The following is a 15,049-nucleotide window of genomic DNA, read 5'->3' as shown; positions in this document are numbered from 1 at the left end:
TGATTACATATCATCGATGGAATCATGTCCACAACTAGCTCAACGGAACATTTTTGATCGTGCTGTTTTCGATGAAACCAAACGTTTCATTCGTTGCATATATATTATGATCGTAAACATGCGGTTTGTCAAGAGGGAAAATCAAAAAAATGATTTTTTTTCAATTTTTGATTTTCCTCATGATCGGAGAAACGCTCCGGGAACGACTTGAAAAACTCTGTTACTCCGGGCAGGCGCTTGTATTTCTCGGGAGTGTTTCCAACTGTGGATTGCGAGGCATACCGTTCTGCCTGTTGCCGGTTTGATCTTATTCCATGTGAATACGAATTCCGCTACGGGGATTCCGTGTCGGTGATCGCCTGCATCGATCGGATTGCCGCGGAACGTCCGGAACTGATTATTGCAAGTTCTGATTATGTTGCAGCCATGACGGTCAGCCGATTCGGCCGACGCGGAATTCGGATTCCGGAGGATCTTTCGGTTGTGTCAATCGACGGAACCCGCTGGGCGGAACTCTACAACCCGCCATTGACGGCGATCAAACAGGACAGCAAGTTGCTGGCCAAAGCGGGGGGCGAGGAGTTGCTGCAGGCGATCGGCGGAAATTCTGAACCCCATGCAATCACGATTCCGACAACTTTGAAATCTGGCGGCAGTGTTAAAATTGATCAACGTTGTTTCTAGCAGGATAAGGATTGGAACATGTCGAGGATTGACTTTACCTTGATTGAATTTCCAGTCGTATCGGCGAGCGACCCCGTGCACGGCACCGCCACCTTGCCGGACGCAGGGAGTGCTGCCGGGGGGGCAGCGGATACGCCCCCAGCCACTCACGACCCCGCTTCGGTTCTGGGGCAGACCGGCACGTTCCGGATCAGTTCAGTTCACGGTGAATCCGTTCGTTCTCCTGGCGGATCTCTTCGAGTTCGGAGGCCGCTTTTTCCCACTCGTTCATGGTCGACTCCATCGACTTCTGAAGTTGGGAGAGTTCGCGGTTGAGCGTTGCGAAGTCGAGTTTCCCGTCGGAGGAGAGCTCCTGGTAGAGTTCACCCTGGCGCTTTTCGAGTTTTTCGAGCTTTTTCTCGAGCGCGGCGACTTTCTGCTCCGCTTCTTTCTTTTTGGCGGCGATCGCGTTGCGTGCCTGGGCGCGGGCGCGGCGGCGGTTGCGGGCGAGGTCAGGGGAGGAGACGGAGGTCTCCTGCTCCGGCGTCGTCGTCACGCCCGCGGCCCGCAGTTCGGCGGACTTCTCAAGATAGTAGTCGTAATTCCCGAAATATTTCCGGATTCCCGGCGGCTCCATTGCGATAATGCCGGTCGCGACGTTCCGCACGAATTCGATGTCATGACTGACCACGCAGACCGTTCCGGTATAGTTTTTCAAAGCCTCCTGCAGCAGTTCACGCGCGGCGACGTCGAGGTGGGTGGTCGGTTCATCGAGCACGAGGAAGTTCGGCGGGTTCACGAAGATCCGCGCGAACAAAAGCCGGATCTTTTCCCCGCCGGAGAGCACCCGGCACTGTTTGGAAGCCGCATCGCCCGAGAAGCCGAACGAGCCGAGCACGTTCATGAGGCCCGCCGTCGACGCCCCCGCCGGGAGGTTGCCGCGCACCACGTCGTAGACGGTCTGCTCCGGAATGAGCAGATCCGCAAACTCCTGCGCCTGGTAACCGATTACGGAGTGATGACCGAGCACAACCCGCCCCGAGGTCGGTTTCAGCTTTCCCACGAGCAGCTTCAGAAACGTGGTTTTGCCCATGCCGTTGTAACCGATGAATGCGAGCTTGTCGCCCGCGTCGATCGAGAGATTCACATCCTTTAAGATCAGCTTTTCCGGCGTGTAGCCGAACGAGAGATTTTCAATGCGCGCCGCTTCGGTCCCGCCGGGCGGCGGCGCCGGGAAACGGATCGCCCCGTGATAGCTCAGATCGTCGGGCAGCTCGATCTCCTCCATTTTGTCGAGCGCTTTCTGCCAGCTTTTCGCTTGCGCGGCCTTGGAACTTTTGGCGCGGAAACGGTCGATCACACGTTCGAGATGCTCTTTTTTGCGATCGGAGTTGCGTTTGGCGGCTTCGAGGTTGCGGCGGCGTTCTTCGCGTTCGCGCCGGTAATAGTCGTAATCGCCGGGATAACGGGTCACCTGTCCTGCGTTCACCTCGAGCGTGAGATTCGTGAGCTTGCGCAGCAGAAACCGGTCGTGCGAGATCAGCAGCAGCGTTCCGGGGAACGATTTCAGAAACTTGCACAGCCACTCCACAGCGGGGATGTCGAGGTAGTTCGACGGCTCGTCGAGCAGCAGGATATCCGGCCGCGAGATCAGCACGCGCGCGAGCGCCGCCCGCATCCGCCACCCGCCCGAGAACGACGAGAGCGGCTGCTGAAACTTTTCCTCGGAAAATCCGAGATTGCTGAGCGCCTGTTCCGCATCCACATTGAGCCGGTAGGCGCCGAGATGCTCGATCGTCGACTGCAGCCGGCCGTGGCGGCTGAGCAGTTTCTGGAGTTCGTCGTCGTCGTCGACTCCCTGGTGCAGGAGCTCCTCGAGGTGGTGGAGTTCGCTCTGCATCTCGCGCAGTTCCGGAATCGCGTCGGCCGTGAATTCGAGCAGCGGCCGCGCGACTTCGTCGTCAGGCAGATGCTGTTTGAGAATGCCCAGACGCATATCTTTCGGAATGCTGACCGACCCGCGGTCCGGAACGATCTCCCCGGTGATGATGCCGAAAATCGTACTTTTGCCCGCCCCGTTCGGTCCGACTACGCCGATTCGGTCGCCGGTGTTGACCCGGAACGTGGCGGCGTCGAGAATCACTTCCCCTGAATAGGTTTTTGTCACATCTTTGAAATCAATCACAATCGCACCAGAATTTATTGCTTTGCGTCAGGCGACGGCGGATTTTCGTTCAGCGTTTCCGTCGGCAGGGGAGGCAGCTCGAGTACATAACGGAAGCCGAGATCCCCCGCGCCGCCGTTGACATAGTTGACTTCCGTGCAGTTGGCCTGTTCCGCTTTGGAGGCGTAAGAGCCGCCGATTACCATATACATCCGCCCGCTTTCGCCGGGAGAGCGGACGAATTCCCTCACATTCCCGGTCAGATCGAACACGCCGTAGGCCGAAACATCTCCCGGAAACTGGCCGGGAGGAGCTCCGACCGGATAGTTTCCGCGCCGGGGATTGTCGGCCAGCAGCGCTCTGCCGGGTTCATAGACGTTACCCCAGACGTAAGTGCGGCCGTCGACTCCGCGTGCCGCCTTTTCCCACTCGAGCCGGGTCGGCAGTCGGCATGGCATGGCCAGTTTCCGGCCGAGCCAGGCGCAGTATGCCTCCGCCGCTTCGCCGGAAATTCCGGTGACGGGCAGGTCCGGCGTGAAAGGCGGAGCGAGTTCCCCGTCTTCGTTCCAGATCGGGCGGCGCTCCTCCGACGTCGGATCGAATGCGAACCAGCCGAGATATCTGCGCTTCTCCTCCGGCGTTTTCAGCTCACGCCAGAACTTCAGATACTCCGCGAACGTGACCTCTGTCGCCCCGATGAGAAAAGGCGGCAGATAACTTTTCCCGACGCCGAAACGCCCGGAGCTGCTGCCGTGAAAGAACTCTCCGCCGGAAATATAACGGACATCTGACGGAAAAGTGTCGGGTATTGCCAGCTCAACCAATGCGTTTCCCGCGACCGGAATCGTGACCGGAGCCGTCACTTCGGTGCCGGTCGGCAGAGAGATATCCAGAAGATAATTCCCCGCCGGCAGTTCAAACGAATGGGATTTTTCGCCGATCGGCAGATTGGCGGCGGGAGGGCCGCTCACTCCGCTGCTGCTGTAGGTGGAGGTGCGGAACCAGATGATCTTCCCCGAAGCGTCGCGGATCGTCATTCTGCGTCCGGGATCGACTGTTCCCCGGATCTGCAGTGTGCCGATCCGGTTGTCGATCTTGTTCACCAGCATGGCGAGTTCCGCATCCTGCTCGACCGCCTGCTCAAAAATCCCGCGCCACCGCGCCCGCGCCTGACGCAGAAACCGTTCGAGCGCGTCGTAGTTTTCGATCCGCAGGTAAAAGATGAGGCTTGACTTGAAGATGTCGCGGCACATTCTGTTCACCGCTGATTCGCGCAAACCGAGCTCCGTCGCGCGGCTGATGAACTCGAGGGCGGAGTTGTAACCGTTCTCCTGTTCCGATATGAGTCGGAAGAGTTCGTTTTCGAGTTCCCGTTCCCGCCCGTCGCTGCTGAGTGTTTCGGAGCGTTCCTTGAGCAGATTGAATGTTCTCAGTGCCAGCGTATTGTAGTTTTTCGCCTGCGTGTAGTTGTACTCCGCAAGGTTGATGAGCGAACTGCTCTGGGAGAGATTGGAGAAATGGATGAAGCCGAAATATCCCGCCCAGGTCAGCACCGCGGCCATCAGCGTGGAGGGAATCAGCGGATGGCGCCGAATCAGCTTGGTCAGACGGTAGAGCGGTGTCGGTGAATAGGCTCCGACCGGATAACCGTCCAGATAATTGCGGATATCCCGCAGCAGATCCGAGACTTTCGCGTACCGTTTGCGGTAGTCGCGGGCCATCGCTTTGCGGCAGATCGCTTCGAGTTCAAGCGGTACCACCGCTCCCCGCGGCGCCGCCTTGCGCGGCGGGACGATTCGCCCCGCCACGGCTCGGCGCATGACCTCTTCCGACGGGAGGGTCGTGTCGATCGGGGCGGTTTTCCAGGTCAGCATGGTGTAGAGAATCGCCCCCAGCCCGTAGATGTCCGCGGCCTCCGTCGGGTCGGTCACTTCGCCGGTGAGCTGTTCCGGCGGCATGAATGCCGGGGTGCCGCCGAGCACGACCTTGCTTTCGCTCGGGGGCGCGGGCGGATCGCTGTCGAGTTCGCAGTTGAGGTCGAGATCCATTTTGCTGCCCGACTTGCCCTGGTCGAGATCCGCGCGATAACGGGCCATGCCCCAGTCCATGACCAGCACCTCGCCGTAATCTCCGACCATCAGATTGCCGGGTTTGAGGTCGCAGTGCAGAATTCCGTGGCTGTGGGCGAATGCCACGCCGTTGCAGGCGCCGATGAAGATCTCGAGCAGACGGTGCAGCGTGTAGGTGCGGCGGTATCCCTCCTTGTCCTCATTGAGTTTGCGCAGGATCGTCCGCAGCGTTTCTCCCTCGACGCGCTTCATCGTGAAATAGACGCCGACATCGTCGAACACCCCGAGCCGGTGGACGGGGGGAATGTTCGGATGATCGATCTGGGCGGTCGCGCGGGCTTCGCGGATGAACCATTCGATCCGTTCGGCCTTGTTCCGGTACTGCGGGCGCAGAATCTTCAGGGCGACTTCGCGGTTCAGCCCCGGCTCGTGAGCCGAGAAAACCGCACCGACGCCGCCGATCCCAATGGCCGAGAGCCCCTCGTAATCCTCGATCCGGTCGCCCGATGGGAGTCCCAGGGCGCGACGCAGCTCCTCCGGCGAAAGCATCGTTTCGCTGGCCAGGCCGTAGATCAGGGTTTTCTGGTCGTCATCCCGCTCCTCCGGGGATTGATGTTTCCCGTCCTCGTTCACGTCTCTGTTTCCCGTCTCCGGCTATTGGTCATATCCGGCGCGGGTTTCGCGTACACCTTTCGAGAAGTTCTCAAAATACTCCGCGTCCGGCGCTTTGTCGAGCCGGATCGTTTTTGCGCCGTCCCATTTGAAATCTTCCGGGAACACGAAGCATTTCGCCTCCTGTCTCCGTCCCATGTCGAAATTCTCGATTCCGGTCACGATCCCGACAAAGTCGCCCTGTTTCGTGATGATGAAGTCGCCGGATTCCGCTTTGAGTTCACCCGCCGGGCCGCGCCCCGTATTGCGGATGTAGAGCTGCGGTTTGCCGGCGGCGAGGTCGAGCGAACAGCGGCCGTTCAGCGAGACCGACTCTTTGCCGAACGAGCCCGACTTGAACAAAAAGAGGTCGTCAAGTCCGCGCTGTTTGAGCGCATCGATCGTCAGAGCCGCGAGCGGTTCGCGGCCGCGGACCGTGAACTCGATCGCCGCAATGCGCGGCTCGCCGGGCAGAAGCAGCAGCGGCCCGCGCAGCAGCGTCCCGGGCTGCTCGAGCGGCGCGGTCGAAATGTTGACCCGGTATTCGAGCTGGTCGATCCGGTCGAAATTCAATGCGTACTTTTCATCGCCGAAGAGCTGTTTGTGGAATCCCGGCATGACGGTTTTCCCCGCGACCTTGATCAGCGGCAGATAGTAGACCCCGCCGCCTTTCTGATTCAGCAGCAGCCGCCTTTCGCTCAAGGCCAGGCTCAGCCTGACGACGGCCGCGTCGTAACGTTCAAGCACGTCGCTGCGGAGTTTCTCCTCGGCGGCACGCAGTTCGCGCTGCGCCGCCTCGAGTTGAGCCCGGGCGGTGTCGGCCTGCCCCTGTTTTTCCGCGAGAATGCGTTCGGTTTCGGCTTTTTCCTCCGCGGTCCGGGCGATCTGCTCCCGGCTCTGGTTCAACTCCGCCTTTGTGCGGGAGAGTTCCGTAACGGCGTTTTTGAGCATGTTTTTCGCGTCGGCGAGCTGGCGCTGCGCTTCGCGCATTTCGGTTTCGCGCTGTTCGGCGAGTTTCCGGCTGCGCTCGGCCTGACCGCGAACGAGCGCAAGGTCGCGTTCAGCGGCGCTGAGCTGTCCTTTGGCGAACGAGAGATCGCTCTCGAGCGTCCGGGCTTCCCTGCGGGTCCGCGACAAATTCGCCTGTTCGGCTTCGAGGGAGGCGCGGACTCCGGCGAGTTCATTCTGCCGGGCGGCGAGTTCCTCCCGGGTTTTCATGAGTTCTCCACCGGTCTGTTTCAGTTCCGCTTCCCGTTCCTCAAGGGTTTTGCGGGTGTCGGTGAGCTGCTGCTGACTGACGGCGAAGTTCGTATTGAGCACGGCGAGATTGCCGGAAACCGACTGCAGACTGTTGCGCATCCGGGCGAGTTCCGCTTCCGCCTCTTTCCGCTGGACGCCCGCGAGTGTCCGTTTGCGGATCTCCTGTTCCAGGGCTTTCTGGAGCTGTTCGGGGGTCAGCGCGCCGGTGTTTTCCGGGTGGAGTTCGAGTTTGCGCTCAATGAGCTCGGCCCGGGTCATGGTTTCGGCGAGTTGTTCGGCGAGAGCCTTGAGCTCGGCTTCGCGTTCTTTGGAGAACCCTTCGCGAGCCTGTGTCTGCCGCAGTTTTTCCCGCATCGCTTCGAGTTCCGCGCTGCGGCGGTGGAGCTCCTCGAGGATCAGTGCGGTGGAGCCGCGGTCGAGGATCGCTCCCTTGCCCACCGTCGCGCCGGGGGCCCACTGCGACGACATCCCGGCGAGCATCGTGAGCATCGCCGAGACGAGAAAGTCGCACATGACGATTAAGATCGACCGATTCACTTCTCATCGCCTCCACTGCACAGCAGTTTCTTGCGCAGCGGATAGAGCAGCGCAAGCCGCAGAACCAGACTCAGAATGATGCCGAAAAGCGTCGACGAATAGGCGATCACCAGGCTGCTGTGCTTCGAGAAGACCATCAGCAGAAATCCCGAGATCGTTCCGAAAAGTCCGATGTAGAGCGGCACGTCGAAGAAGATGTCCGCATTTTCCAGCTCTTTGAGCCGGATCTTCACCGCCGCCGTTCCGCGCCGGATGCCGTTCACGACGATTGCGGCGATGACGAACGAGAAGAGCTGCAAAAGCCCGATCCCGGTGAACACGCACATCGCCGCGCGGCCGAAAGCGCGTTCCTGCGCCGCGAGCGTCTGCGGCGAACCCGGTTCAACCCGGCCGAGCACCTGCTCTTTCGCTCCGCCCATGAAGAGTTCCGGCACGAGTTCCGTGTGATCGAAGAGATAGTTCATCAGATAAAAACATCCTGCTGCGACCAGAATCAGCAGAATCGCCAGCAAAACCCGGTTCCCGGTCTTTTTCATAACATCCAGACTCCTAAACAATGAGATTTAACGAAAATAACGCTTATTCCATTATAAGATACAATACGCCCGATTTCCGGAATATTCAAGGTTGTTTTTCAGGAATTCGGAACAATCCGATTTGCCAAAATGCCGTTTTGCATGTATCTTTACTGCGTACGCTCAGAATTTCATTCATGTTACAACATACGAACAGCGACTCGTTATGAAAATTTTAAACTGGTATGTCACCCGCGGATTTCTGCTCGCCTTCGGCATGGCGATCGCGATTCTGACTTTCGGGATGACCGGCGCGAACCTGATCAAGGTGTTCGATCTGGTGTCGCAGGGGATCTCTTTCTGGACCTTTCTCAAGTTCACCGGCTACATTCTGCCGATCGTATTGACGTTCACGGTGCCGTGGGCGGTCATGGTCGCCGTGATGCTGGTATTCGGACGGATGTCGGCCGATTCCGAGATTACGGCAATGCGCGCCTGCGGAATTTCGATTCTGCAGATCGTCTCCCCGATTCTGATTTTCACGTTCCTGCTGACGCTGCTTTGCCTCTATCTTCAGGTTGAAGTCGGGCCGCCGTTTCTGGGGAAATCGCGCGACCTCATGAAAACCGCCGCGATCGATCAACCCCTCGCCCTTTTTGAGCCGGGGCGGCAGATCGCCATCGAAAATACCATCATCTACATCGATGACAAGGAGGGGGACAACAGCTTGAAAGGAGTCCAGATCTACACGCTGACCCCCAATGGCCGGGAAGTGGCGCAGGATATCTCCGCCGAGCGCGGCAAGCTTCTGGTGGATAAGGAAAAACAGATCCTGACCGTCCAGCTGTTCGACTGTCTGCTCATCAACAAGGGTGCCGGTGCCGGCGCCGATTTCGGAACGGACGGACCGCAGCGGCTCTTCTCCGAGGAGCTTTCGTTCAGTTTCAACTATGGCCGGGAGGCCAACGAAATGCGTGTCAGCGTCCGGCCGAAATATATGAAGCTGACCGACCTCATGGGACGCATCCGGCTGACCAAGGAGCTCAATCAGGATACGACTGAGCTCGAAGTCGAGCTGAACCAGCGGATCGCATTTGCGCTTTCGCCGATCGCGTTTCTGCTGCTCGGGCTGCCGCTCGCGATCCGGACCAGCCGCCGGGAAACCTCGGTGGGGCTGTTCCTCAGCGTGATCCTCGCCGGGGTGTTCTTTCTGTCGATCATCCTGTGCGAGTCGCTGTCGATGTTCCCGCACCTTTACCCGCAGTATCTGCTCTGGCTGCCGAACATCATCTTCCAGATCGGAGGCGCGGTGATGACCTACCGGATCAGCCAGCGGTAGCGCCGGAGAGGCGCGGAGAGGAGGAAGCGTGAACAATCACGGATATTTGAAGTTCATCCTTACGGTTCTGGTGCTGGTGATCGCGTTTTTCGGTTATATGCTCGTGACGGCCGTCGACCGGGTGCGCGAGAGCAATCTGCGGATTCTGGAAAAGCTCGAAGCGCTCCCCGGTCGGATTCAGTTTCCGGCGGTCGTGCCGGCGGGCGGATTCCCCGGAGGGGTTGCCGTTTCCCCCGCGGAGCAGGGGAGTCCCGTTGCGAATGCCGTGTTTTTTGATCCGCAGGCTGAAACCGGCGGGCGGCTGATCCTGGCGACAGCCGCCGATACCGCGAATATGAACTATCTCATCAACAACGATGCCGCGGCGGCGGAATTTTCGGCACTGTGCAACTCCTCGCTGGCTGAACGGAATTACGAGAAGCCTGAGGAGTTCCAGCCGCTCATGGCCGAATCGTGGAGCGTTTCGGAGGATCATCTCGTCTACCGGATCAAACTCCGCAAGGGGATCTACTGGCATGACTTCACCGATCCGGTGACCGGGAAGAAGCACACCGATGTCGAAGTGACTGCCGCGGATTTCAAATTCTACGTCGATGTGGTGAAGAATCCCGACGTGAACTGCGAACCCATGCGCGGTTATCTGCAGGACCTGAAAGAGGTGAAGATCATCAACGATTATGAGTTTGAAGTGCACTGGAGCCGCCCTTACTACGGGTCGCTCATGGTGACGCTCGGATTGTCGCCGATGCCGCGCCATCTCTACCACGCCTACGACGGACCGTTCGACGGGAGGAGATTCAACGACGACCACGTCCGCAACCGCATGATCGTCGGCTGCGGCCCGTACATGTTCGTCCGCTGGGACAAGGACCGGCGCGTGATCTTCCGCCGCAATCCGCGTTATTTCGGAATCCGGTACGGCGCCGCGCCCGCGCTTGAGTACATCGTCTACGAAATCATCAAACATCCGAACACCCGGTTTCAGGCGCTGCTGTCGGGGGATCTCGACCGCCTCGACCTGACGCCGGAACAGTGGGTGCAGAGAACGGATGAAAAACCGTTCCGGGACGGAACGCTCAAACGGTACAAATACCTCGCGTTCTCCTACACCTACATCGGCTGGAATCTGCGCAATCCGCTCTTTGCCGATGCGAAAGTGCGCCGGGCGCTGACCATGCTCATCGACCGTGAAAAGATCCGGAAAGATGTCTATTTCGACCTGGTCGAAACCGCTACCGGACCGTTTTCGCCGACCAGCAGCTATACCGATCCGGAAATCAAACCCTGGCCGTATGATCCCTCCGCGGCGAAAAAACTGCTTGCGGAAGCGGGCTGGAGGGACGAGGACGGCGACGGCATTCTCGAGAAAGACGGGCGGAAATTTTCGTTCACGATGCTCCAGGCCGCGACCAGTCCCACGCAGCAGCGGATGATGCCGATGATCAAGGAGACTCTCGCTGCGGCGGGGATCGATATGAAGATTCAGAACGTCGAGTGGTCGGTTTACGTGCAGCGGCTCGAGGAGCAGACTTTCGAGGCGTGCTGCCTCGGCTGGACCAGCCCGATCGATCCGGATCCGTATCAGGTGTGGCACTCGAGTCAGGCGGGCATTCGCGGCAGCAGCAATCACATCGGTTTCCGGAATGCCGAGGCCGATGCGATCATCGAGGAGCTGCGCCGGACGTTCGATATGGAGAAGCGGATCGAACTTGCGCGCCGGTTCTGCCGGATTCTGCATGAAGAGCAGCCGTACACGTTCCTCTTTGTGCCGTACAGTCTCGTGGCGCAGTCGGGCCGTTACCGCAATGTGCGGGTATTCCCGACCGGGATGCCGGAGTCGCTCTTCTGGGTGCCCCGGAATGAGCAGCGGCCGGTTCCCGGATTGTAAACAACTTTTTAGAGAAAGAACAGCATGATTCAAACCGTAGTCATCGGAGCCGCGGGCCGTATGGGCCGCCGGCTGGTCGCGAATATCATGGAGAGTCCGACGCTGGCGCTTTCAGGCGCGACGGAGTACGCCGGTTCCCCGTTCCTCGGGCAGGACGCGGGGTTGGTCGCCGGATGCGGCGAGGCGAAAGTCAAGATCACGGCGGATCTCGACAAGGCGCTTGAGGGGGCGGACGCGGTCATCAACTTCGCAACTTCCGGTGTCATTGAAACCACCCGCGCAGCTGTTGCAAAGGGGTGTGCGGTCGTGATCGGAACCACGGCACTGAAGCCGGAGGAGAAAGCGGAACTGGCTGAACTTGCGAAGAACGGAGCCCGGATCGTTTCGGCCTACAATATGAGCGTCGGCGTGAATCTGCTCTTCAAACTCGTGAAAGAGGCCGCGACGATCCTCGGCCCCGCTTACGACGTTGAAATCACCGAGATGCACCACAATCAGAAGAAAGACGCTCCGAGCGGGACCGCCGTGCGGCTCGCCGAAGTGGTCTGCGAAGCGTGGAACTGGGATTACGACAAGGATGTGCGGCACGGTCGCGAGGGGCTGGTCGGCGCGCGCACGAAACACGAGATCGGCATGCATTCGTTGCGCGGCGGCGACGTCGTCGGCGACCACAGTGTGATCTTTGCGATCAACGGCGAGCGCGTGGAGCTCACGCACAAGGCGTCGAGCCGCGATACATTTGCGAAAGGTGCTCTGCGCGCAGTCGAGTTTCTCGTGAAAGCGCAGCCCGGACTTTATGATATGCAGGATGTGCTCGGATTGAAGTGAGCCGCGGAAAGCCGGTTGGGAGGAGAGAAAACATGAAAGATTCGCTTCGCATTCTGACCATCGGGAACAGTTTCACCGACAGTCTGACCCACTATTTTCAGTCGGTTGCCGAGTCGGCCGGATGCCGTCTGGTGTTCGACCGTGCGAACTTCGGCGGGTGTGAGCTGGAACGCCACTGGAGTTACATCGCAGCCGAGGAAGCGTCGCCGATCTGCCGGATCTACCAGTCGGGACGGTACAAGCTGCGCGATCTTCTGGCGAAAGGGTGGGATATTGTGACGATTCAGCAGGCGAGCCACCAGAGCTGGCGGCCGGAATCGTTCCAGCCGTTCGCCTCGAACATCTTCCACTACGTCCGGAAATACGCGCCCGGCGCTGAGGTGGTGATTCAGCAGACCTGGGCGTATCGGGCGGACGATCCGCGGCTGATGCCGGGCGGCGAGTGGGGAATCGATCAGAGCGGCATGTACGAGCGTCTGACGGCGAACTACCGGAATCTCGCGCGGGAACTCGGGTTGCGGATCATTCCGACCGGGTTTGCGGTGCAGCTTTCGCGCGCGGCCGAGGAGAAGCCGTTTACGAACTATGATCCGGCGATTCTCGAGACGTTGCGCTGGCCCGATCTGCCGCCGCAGGCGGGAGATGTGGTCGGTCAGTGCTTCTACCGGAAAGATCCCGAGAGCGGCGAGCTTCGGATCGGGCGGGATCTGATTCATTTGAACTGCCGCGGGCAGTATCTTCAGGCGTGCGTCTGGACGGCGTTCCTCTTCGAGGTTCCGGTTTCGGCGATTTCATTTGTGCCGGAGGAGCTCGACGATCGCGATGCGGCGATGCTGCGTAAAGTCGCCCGGCGCGCCGTCGAAGAGTTCAAGCAGGAAACACGGCAGGGGTGACGGGCGGTGAAACGGTCGATCTGGATTCTGTCCGGCGAAGCCTCGGGCGACGTCTACGGTGCGAAACTCGCCCGGGAGCTGCGGAAAATCGCTGCTGAGCGCGGCGATGAGCTGACGATTTCCGGCATGGGCGGGCCGAAGATGATCGCCGCCGGAATCGATATCCGGGTCGACTCCACGGAGCTCGGCGTGGTCGGCGTGATCGAGGTGCTCAAGCACATCTTCACGTTCATCGGGATCTTCTTCCGGCTCGTGAAGCAGGCGAAGCGGGAACGTCCCGGTGCGGTCGTGCTGATCGATTATCCGGGGTTCAATCTGCTGTTCGCGCTCATGATGTACTGGAACCGGATTCCGGTGATCTGGTATGTCTGCCCGCACCTCTGGGTGTGGGGCAAGTGGAGACTGCCGGTGCTGGCGAAGATCTGCACGAAGATGCTCGTGATCTTCCCGTTTGAGACGGAGGTGTTTGCGCCGACCCGGTTGGAGACGGAGTTCGTCGGCCATCCGCTCGTGGATATCGTCGAGGAGCGGCGCAAGCCGGAGATCGTGCGTGATCCGGAGAGTTTTCTCCTGCTGCCGGGCAGCCGGACGATGGAGATCAATTTTCTGCTCGATCCGATGCTCGACACGGTCACCGAACTGTCAAAACGCCATCCGGAACTGAAATTCCATCTTTCCGCGCCGCGGGAGAAGATCGCCCGGCTCTGCCGCGAAAAATTCGCGAACTACCGCCGCCGCCACCCGGATACGCCGGAGGTGACGATCAGCTGCGGCGATACGAGCGACTGGCAGCAGCGCGCCGGGACGGGACTGGCCGCGAGCGGAACCGTGACTGTGGAGTCGGCCATCGCCGGATTGCCGCTCGTGGTGGGGTACAAACTGAACTGGATCACGATTCTGCTGGCGGCGCTGGTGGTGAAACTTTACCGGGGATTCTTCACGATGGTGAACATCATCGCGAATCGCGAGGTGTTTCAGGAGTTTCTGCAGCATCACTTCCGGGCGTCGGAGCTTGTGCCGGCGGTCGAAGCGATTCTGCCGGGCGGTTCGCGCCGGGCGGAAGTCGAAGCCGGCATGCGCGAAGTGAAAGAGCTGCTCTCTCCAAACAGCAGCAGCGCGGGGCGTCAGGCTGCCGAGGCGTGCTACTCGGTTCTCGCCCGCTGAAAGGTGATCTCAGCGGGGATACTCCCAGTGGATGAGGTCGTCGCTCCAGGCGATGCCGATGCAGGCGTATTGATCGAATACGACACTTTCGTCTTCCGGGCCGGTGCCGTGGAAGAAGAGCAGCGCCCTGCCGACGGCGGGTTCGTTCCGGAGGTCGATGACGGCTCCCGCCGTAAGACGCCCCTGCGCCCACGGCCACTCTTTTTGACCGAGGGTGATGAGGGTTCCGGTGTCGTGCCAGTGGGTGAGATCCGTGCTCTTCAGCAGGCCGATTCCGTTTTGTGGCGAATGCCAGAGCCAGTATTCGCCGTTGACGACTGCGGCGCAGACGTTTTCACCGCTTTCGGTGCGGCCGTGGTAGTTCCAGTGCACGAGGTCGCGTGACCAGGAAAGCGACACGCCGGCCTGTTTGTAGAAGCACCAGAACTTGCCGGGTTCATCCTTGTCTTCGAGCAGGTAGGGGTCGATCATGCGGCCCATCTCCTCCCGGGGAACCTCGTCGCCTTTGACCCGGAGCAGTTCGGGAGCGTCCCAGTTCATGAGGTCGTCGGAACGCATGAGGAAAATGCGGGAATCCGCCGTGCCGTACTTCTCGCCGTTCGGGCGGCAGTAGGTCTGGCAGCAGAGGCAGAAGCGCCCGCCGAACCGGATGATGTTGCCGGGACTTGAGAAGTTCAACGCCTGATCGCGTACGGAAAGTTTCCTGACCGGTGTGAACGTCAGAAGATCGGTGGTGGTCGTCATCGCCAGATAGAGAAATACCCTGCCGTCCGGCTCGGTTTCGACCAGCGTGAAATAGAGGTAAAAGCGCCCGTCATGGAAAAACACCGCCGGATCGCGGTAGGCGGTGTGTGCATCCCCTTGCAGCAGAATCGGGGAAGCGAGTTGCTTCAGGTCGATCATCAAAATAAAACTCCTCCGGTTGTTTCGCCGTATTTGTAATACTTTGGCATCCCGGAGGAGGTTTTTCCAGTCAAGATTCTATTTTTTTATGAATTTACCGGAAGAATTTCACGAGCAGCACGGTCTGTTCGAGCGGGAGTTCGGTGAAGATCGCCTTGCCTCCCTCGAATTTGAC

At 59.7% G+C, this 15,049-nt stretch carries 11 protein-coding genes; 6 read left to right on the top strand and 5 right to left on the bottom strand.

All coding sequences use genetic code 11. From position 1 onward, the window contains the following. Nucleotides 1-264: 264 nt before the first annotated feature. Nucleotides 265-684: a substrate-binding domain-containing protein gene (locus tag Q0J85_RS14530; protein WP_294482925.1), complete on the top strand. Its 420-nt coding sequence runs from the start codon at nucleotides 265-267 to the stop codon at nucleotides 682-684. A gap of 190 nt (nucleotides 685-874) precedes the next feature. Here Q0J85_RS14530 and Q0J85_RS14525 read toward each other — a convergent pair whose 3' ends face one another. From Q0J85_RS14525 to Q0J85_RS14510, 4 genes are read right to left on the bottom strand one after another with little or no spacing between them, the layout of a single operon-like run. Beyond that, nucleotides 875-2,848: an ABC-F family ATP-binding cassette domain-containing protein gene (locus tag Q0J85_RS14525; protein WP_294482923.1), complete on the bottom strand. Its 1,974-nt coding sequence runs from the start codon at nucleotides 2,846-2,848 to the stop codon at nucleotides 875-877. A gap of 14 nt (nucleotides 2,849-2,862) precedes the next feature. Next, nucleotides 2,863-5,529, bottom strand: coding sequence for a bifunctional serine/threonine-protein kinase/formylglycine-generating enzyme family protein (locus Q0J85_RS14520; protein WP_294482922.1), 2,667 nt, complete (start codon nucleotides 5,527-5,529; stop codon nucleotides 2,863-2,865). Between the two features lie 21 nt (nucleotides 5,530-5,550). Further along, the gene (locus Q0J85_RS14515) at nucleotides 5,551-7,344 is read right to left on the bottom strand and encodes a hypothetical protein (protein ID WP_294482920.1); all 1,794 of its coding nucleotides are present in this window, start codon (nucleotides 7,342-7,344) and stop codon (nucleotides 5,551-5,553) included. Beyond that, nucleotides 7,341-7,880: a hypothetical protein gene (locus Q0J85_RS14510; protein WP_294482918.1), complete on the bottom strand. Its 540-nt coding sequence runs from the start codon at nucleotides 7,878-7,880 to the stop codon at nucleotides 7,341-7,343. The genes Q0J85_RS14515 and Q0J85_RS14510 overlap by 4 nt, the downstream gene beginning before the upstream one ends. Before the next feature lie 205 nt (nucleotides 7,881-8,085). Between Q0J85_RS14510 and Q0J85_RS14505 the strand changes: the two genes are divergently transcribed. Genes Q0J85_RS14505 through lpxB form a run of 5 tightly spaced genes read left to right on the top strand, consistent with a single transcriptional unit; the run spans nucleotide 8,086 to nucleotide 13,971 of the window. After that, nucleotides 8,086-9,198, top strand: coding sequence for an LptF/LptG family permease (locus tag Q0J85_RS14505; RefSeq protein ID WP_294482917.1), 1,113 nt, complete (start codon nucleotides 8,086-8,088; stop codon nucleotides 9,196-9,198). Nucleotides 9,199-9,226: 28 nt separating this feature from the next. Next, nucleotides 9,227-11,086 (top strand): peptide-binding protein, encoded by a 1,860-nt coding sequence (locus Q0J85_RS14500; RefSeq protein ID WP_294482916.1) that lies wholly within the window; start codon nucleotides 9,227-9,229, stop codon nucleotides 11,084-11,086. Between the two features lie 24 nt (nucleotides 11,087-11,110). Further along, nucleotides 11,111-11,914: a 4-hydroxy-tetrahydrodipicolinate reductase gene (dapB, locus tag Q0J85_RS14495; protein WP_294482915.1), complete on the top strand. Its 804-nt coding sequence runs from the start codon at nucleotides 11,111-11,113 to the stop codon at nucleotides 11,912-11,914. A gap of 32 nt (nucleotides 11,915-11,946) precedes the next feature. Then, nucleotides 11,947-12,807, top strand: a complete 861-nt coding sequence (locus Q0J85_RS14490; RefSeq protein ID WP_294482914.1) for a DUF4886 domain-containing protein — start codon at nucleotides 11,947-11,949, stop codon at nucleotides 12,805-12,807. A gap of 6 nt (nucleotides 12,808-12,813) precedes the next feature. Beyond that, on the top strand, nucleotides 12,814-13,971 hold the full coding sequence (lpxB, locus tag Q0J85_RS14485) for a lipid-A-disaccharide synthase (protein ID WP_294482913.1): 1,158 nt from the start codon (nucleotides 12,814-12,816) through the stop codon (nucleotides 13,969-13,971). 9 nt (nucleotides 13,972-13,980) lie between these two features. Here lpxB and Q0J85_RS14480 read toward each other — a convergent pair whose 3' ends face one another. After that, nucleotides 13,981-14,874: a hypothetical protein gene (locus Q0J85_RS14480; protein WP_294482912.1), complete on the bottom strand. Its 894-nt coding sequence runs from the start codon at nucleotides 14,872-14,874 to the stop codon at nucleotides 13,981-13,983. Nucleotides 14,875-15,049: the final 175 nt, after the last annotated feature.

Origin of the sequence: uncultured Victivallis sp., assembly GCA_944389935.1 — a bacterium.
Taxonomy (GTDB): Bacteria; Verrucomicrobiota; Lentisphaeria; order Victivallales; family Victivallaceae; genus Victivallis.
The sequence above is the reverse complement of the archived record's forward strand: the minus strand, read 5'-3'. Positions and strand labels throughout refer to the sequence as shown.